Below are 4276 nucleotides of genomic sequence, written 5' to 3'. Positions count from 1 at the left end.
CACCGCCGAGTTGCGGTGGTAGACCGAGCCGTCGCCCACGTCCTTCCAGTCGATGACCCGAGGAAACGACGTCCAGGGGGAGTGGCTGGAGGTCAGCGGGATCTCGGCCATCACCGGCGGGCGGCCGGCCATCGCCCGTTCACGGCGCTGGAGGACCGACAGCGCGTACTGGTCCGGCATGAGGAAGTAGCCCAGCTTCGGCCCCCGGTAGCCCATGTCCCGGGCGGGGTAGAACTGGTCGTAGCCGTAGAACTTCCCCTCCGGCCAGTCCGCCAGGGCGCCGGGCATCACCCCGACGGTCCGCCAGTCCGCCCGCTGGAACGCCCCGCCCAGGGTGAGCCGGTCGGTGGTCAGCAGGCTGCGGTGCCGCTGCTCGCTGTTGATCCACAGCCCGGACAGCAGCGTGGCGTGGGCCAGCCAGCTTCCGCCGCCCGCCGTCGGTGAGGTGAGAAACGCGCTGCGGGAACCGAAGCCGGCCGCCCTCAGCCGCCGGGTGCCCTCGTCGAGCACCACGCCGACCTGCGCGAACTCCTGTTCCTCCACCGCGTCGCGGCCGTAGCTCTCCACGAACGCGACGACGACGTCCTTGCCGCGAAGCGCGGTCAGCAGCTCGTCGCCCGGGGTGTTCCGGAACTGGTCGGTGGCGACCTCGGCGGCGAACACGTCCCGGTCGGCCAGCCCGCCGCGTACCTGGATCGTGTGGTCGCGGACCAGGGCGGTCGCGCCGGTGTCGGCCACCGGCACCCCGGGGACGATCCGCACCCCGAAGGCGGCGCAGGCGACCCAGCCGACGGTCAGGGCGGCGACGGCCCGGGTCGCGCCGGTGTGGTGCGCGACCAGCATCCCGGTCAGCCGCAGCACGGCCAGCGCCAGGAGCACGAACAGGGCGACTGCGAGCAGCACGATGCCCACGGCGATGCCGATCGCGCCGGCCCGGCCGATCGAGCCGGCGAGGAACCCGTACGCGTCGTCGAACAGCACCCAGTCCGACACCAGATCGAAGGGGCGGTCCCAGGCGACCCGGAAGCCCAGGTCGGTCAGCTTGACCACGGTAAGCAGGCCCAGGGCCGCCCCGGTCAGCGCGGCGACCACCCGGCGGGGACGCGGCGCGAGGGCGAGCAGCAGGGCGGCGGCCACCAGGGCCTCGACCGGCAGCCGCAGGAACGCCGCCGGGCTCAGCTCCCGCAGCTCGTCCGGCGCGGTGAGGGCGGCGGCCACGAGCAGCGCGGCCAGCACGCCGGCCACCGCCGAGCGGACCCGCCGGCCGCGTCCCGGCCCCTCGGCCGGCTGGCCGGTGTCGTCCGCCGCGCTTCGGCCGGTGTCGTCGTCCGTGTGGTTCGTCACGTCGTCCGTTCTCCCGTAATGGGCAGGGCTGTCAGGCCGGCAGGTGGGCCGGCACGCGGACCGGGTCGTCCCGGCGGACCGTCGCGCCGTCGCGGTCGGCGACCGGACGGTGCTGCCACAACCACCCGACGTCACGCCCGAACGACTCCACGAGCAGGGCGAACGCCCCGGCCAGCAGCACGCTCGTCGCCACCGGCGGGAGGACCCCGGCCGCGGCGACGGCCAGGACGATGCCCTGGAGCGCGGCGACGACCTTACGCCACTGCCGGGGCGGCAGCGTCCCGCGCAGCCACGGCGACGTCCAGCCGGCCGCCACGAAGGCGTACCGCATCGCGCCCAGGACGAGCACCCAGGCCCCGGTGGTGGGCGCCAGGTGCACGCCCAGCAGCAGGATGAGGTACGCGTCGACCTCCATGTCGAACCGCGCCCCGAGGTCGCTCTCGGTGCCGGTGCGCCGCGCCACCTGCCCGTCGACGGCGTCCAGCAGCAGCGCCACGGTGGTGAGGCCGACCAGCAGCGGCACCGGCGTGGGCCGGGTGAAACCGTCCGCCACCAGCGCCGTCACCCCGCCGATCAGGATCGCCCGGCTCAGCGTCACCACGTCCGCCGGCCCCAGGCCGGCCGCGTCCTGCCGGCGCAGCCCCCGGGCGAGCAGCGCGCAGAGGCCCACCCCGTACGCCGTGCCGGCGAGCCAGCCGGCGGGGCCGAGGCCGACGGTCGCGCCGATCCCCGCCAGCAGACCGAACAGGCTGGCCAGTCCTGCCAGCGGACCGCGTTGAACCCTGCGCACCGTGCCTCCGTGTTTGATGATCGAGAGACTGCTGTTTCGACGGGCTGTCGACAGACAACACGGAAAATCCGACCGAACGGTTCGGCGCCCGGTGACGCGAGGAGGACGACGGTGGCGACGAGGACACGCCGATGACCCGCGAGGCGTACGCGTTCTGGCTGCGTGAGCCCGGGGTGGCGGAGATCCGCCCGGCCGCACTACCCGCGCCGGGCCCCGACGAGGTGCTGGTCCGCGCCCGCTACTCGGGCGTCAGCCGGGGCACCGAGACCCTCGTGTTCGCCGGCCGGGTCCCCGCCGACCAGTACGCCACGATGCGCGCCCCGTTCCAGGAGGGCGACTTCCCGGGCCCGGTGAAGTACGGCTACCTCAGCGTCGGCGTCGTCGAGCAGGGCCCGGCCGAGCTGCGCGGGCGTACCGTCTTCTGCCTGCACCCGCACCAGAGCGCGTACGTCGTGCCGGCCTCGGCGGTGGTGCCCGTGCCGGACGGGGTGCCGGCGGCCCGCGCGGTGCTGGCCGGCACGGTGGAGACCGCGGTGAACGCCCTGTGGGACGCCCCGCCGCTGGTCGGTGACCGGGTGAGCGTCGTCGGCGCGGGCATGGTGGGCTGCGGCGTCGCTGCGCTGCTCGCCCGCTTCCCCGGGGTGCGGGTCGAGCTGGTCGACGCCGACCCCGACCGGGCCGCCGTCGCCGCCGCGCTCGGCGTCGACTTCGCCACCCCCGAGCGGGCCACCGGCGGGCGCGACCTGGTGGTGCACGCCAGCGCCAACTCCGACGGGCTCCAGCGCTCGCTGGAACTGTTCTTCCCGGAGTGTACGGTGCTGGATTTTCAGCTGGTACGGCGACCGCGCGGTGCGGCTGGCGCTGGGCGGGGCTGTTCCACTCCGGCCGGTTGACCGTGCGCAGCAGCCAGGTGGGCATGGTGGCCCCGGCCCGCCGGGCCAGCCGCACGCACGCCGACCGGCTCGCCCTCGCCCTGGAACTGCTCGCCGACCCCGCGTTCGACGCGCTGATCACCGGCAGCTCGCCGTTCGCGGAACTGCCCGACGTGCTGGCCCGGCTCAACGACGGTACGCTGCCCGCCCTGTGCCACCTCATCACCTACCAGGAGAGTGACGCGTGTTCAGCGTGACCGTCCGCGATCACATGATGATCGCCCACAGCTTCCGCGGCGAGGTCTTCGGCCCGGCGCAGCGCCTGCACGGGGCCACCTTCGTCGTCGACGCCACGTTCCGCAGGGCCGACCTGGACGCCGACGGCATCGTCGTCGACATCGGCCTGGCCACCGAGCAGCTACGCGTCGTCCTCGGCGAGCTGACGTACCGCAACCTCGACGACGAGCCCGCGTTCGCCGGGGTGAACACCACCACCGAGGTGCTGGCCCGTACGGTCGCCGACCGGCTCGCCGACCGGGTGCACGCCGGCGACCTCGGCGAGGGCGCGCGGGGGCTGGCCGGGATCACCGTCACCCTGCACGAGTCGCACGTCGCCTGGGCCAGCTACGAGCGGCTCCTTTGACGGTCCCGGGTGCCGGCGGCGGCGCTTCCGCGGGCAGGTCGGCCCCCGCCGGCCCCCGCGCCGGAGCCCGTCCGGAGGTGCACGTGGTACTCCCCGGCGACATCGACGACCCGGCCACGCCCAGCGGCGGCAACCACTACGACCGCCGGGTCTGCCGGGGGCTGACCGACGCTGGCTGGCGGGTCCACGAGCATCCGGTGCCGGGTGACTGGCCGACGCCCGGACCAGCCACGCGGGCCGACCTCGCCGCCCGGCTCGCCGCCCTGCCCGGCGGCGCGCTGGTGCTCCTCGACGGTCTGGTCGCCTCGGTCGCGCCGGAGGCGCTGCAACCGCAGGCCGACCGGCTGCGGACGGTCGTGTTGGTGCACCTGCCGCGCGACGACGCCGCCGAGGCCCGCGCCCTGGCCGCCGCCACCGCCGTCGTCACCACCAGCGAGTGGACCCGCCGCCGGCTGCTCGACCGGTACGGGCTGCCCGCCGACCGGGTGCACGTCGCCGCGCCGGGGGTCGACCCCGCCCCACCGGCTCCCGGCACGCCGGCCGGCACGGCGCTGCTCTGCGTCGCGGCCCTCGCCCCGCACAAGGGGCACGACGTGCTGCTGGCCGCCCTGGCGGCGGTGGCCGACC

4 protein-coding genes and 1 pseudogene are annotated in these 4276 nt (G+C 75.4%); 3 read left to right on the top strand and 2 right to left on the bottom strand.

What is annotated here, in order from left to right:
- Both MCAG_RS33265 and MCAG_RS02480 read right to left on the bottom strand, forming a co-directional pair.
- A partial coding sequence (locus MCAG_RS33265) for a hypothetical protein (RefSeq protein WP_036376058.1) occupies positions 1 to 1344 on the bottom strand: 1344 nt, incomplete at its 3' end.
- 31 nt (positions 1345 to 1375) lie between these two features.
- Complete coding sequence (locus MCAG_RS02480; protein WP_083802165.1) at positions 1376 to 2134, bottom strand: CDP-alcohol phosphatidyltransferase family protein; 759 nt, start codon at positions 2132 to 2134, stop codon at positions 1376 to 1378.
- A gap of 131 nt (positions 2135 to 2265) precedes the next feature.
- Here MCAG_RS02480 and MCAG_RS02475 point away from each other — a divergent pair.
- The 3 genes and pseudogenes from MCAG_RS02475 to MCAG_RS02465 form a co-directional block, all read left to right on the top strand.
- Positions 2266 to 3263: pseudogene (locus MCAG_RS02475) on the top strand (dehydrogenase).
- Positions 3251 to 3649, top strand: coding sequence for a 6-carboxytetrahydropterin synthase (locus MCAG_RS02470; protein ID WP_007071408.1), 399 nt, complete (start codon positions 3251 to 3253; stop codon positions 3647 to 3649). Before MCAG_RS02475 ends, MCAG_RS02470 begins: the two are co-directional and overlap by 13 nt.
- 77 nt (positions 3650 to 3726) lie before the next feature.
- The coding region (locus tag MCAG_RS02465; protein WP_036372014.1) for a glycosyltransferase at positions 3727 to 4276 on the top strand (550 nt) is incomplete at its 3' end.

This window comes from Micromonospora sp. ATCC 39149 (genome assembly GCF_000158815.1).
Taxonomy (GTDB): Bacteria; Actinomycetota; Actinomycetes; order Mycobacteriales; family Micromonosporaceae; genus Micromonospora.
This window is presented reverse-complemented; position numbering and strand designations above follow the sequence as displayed.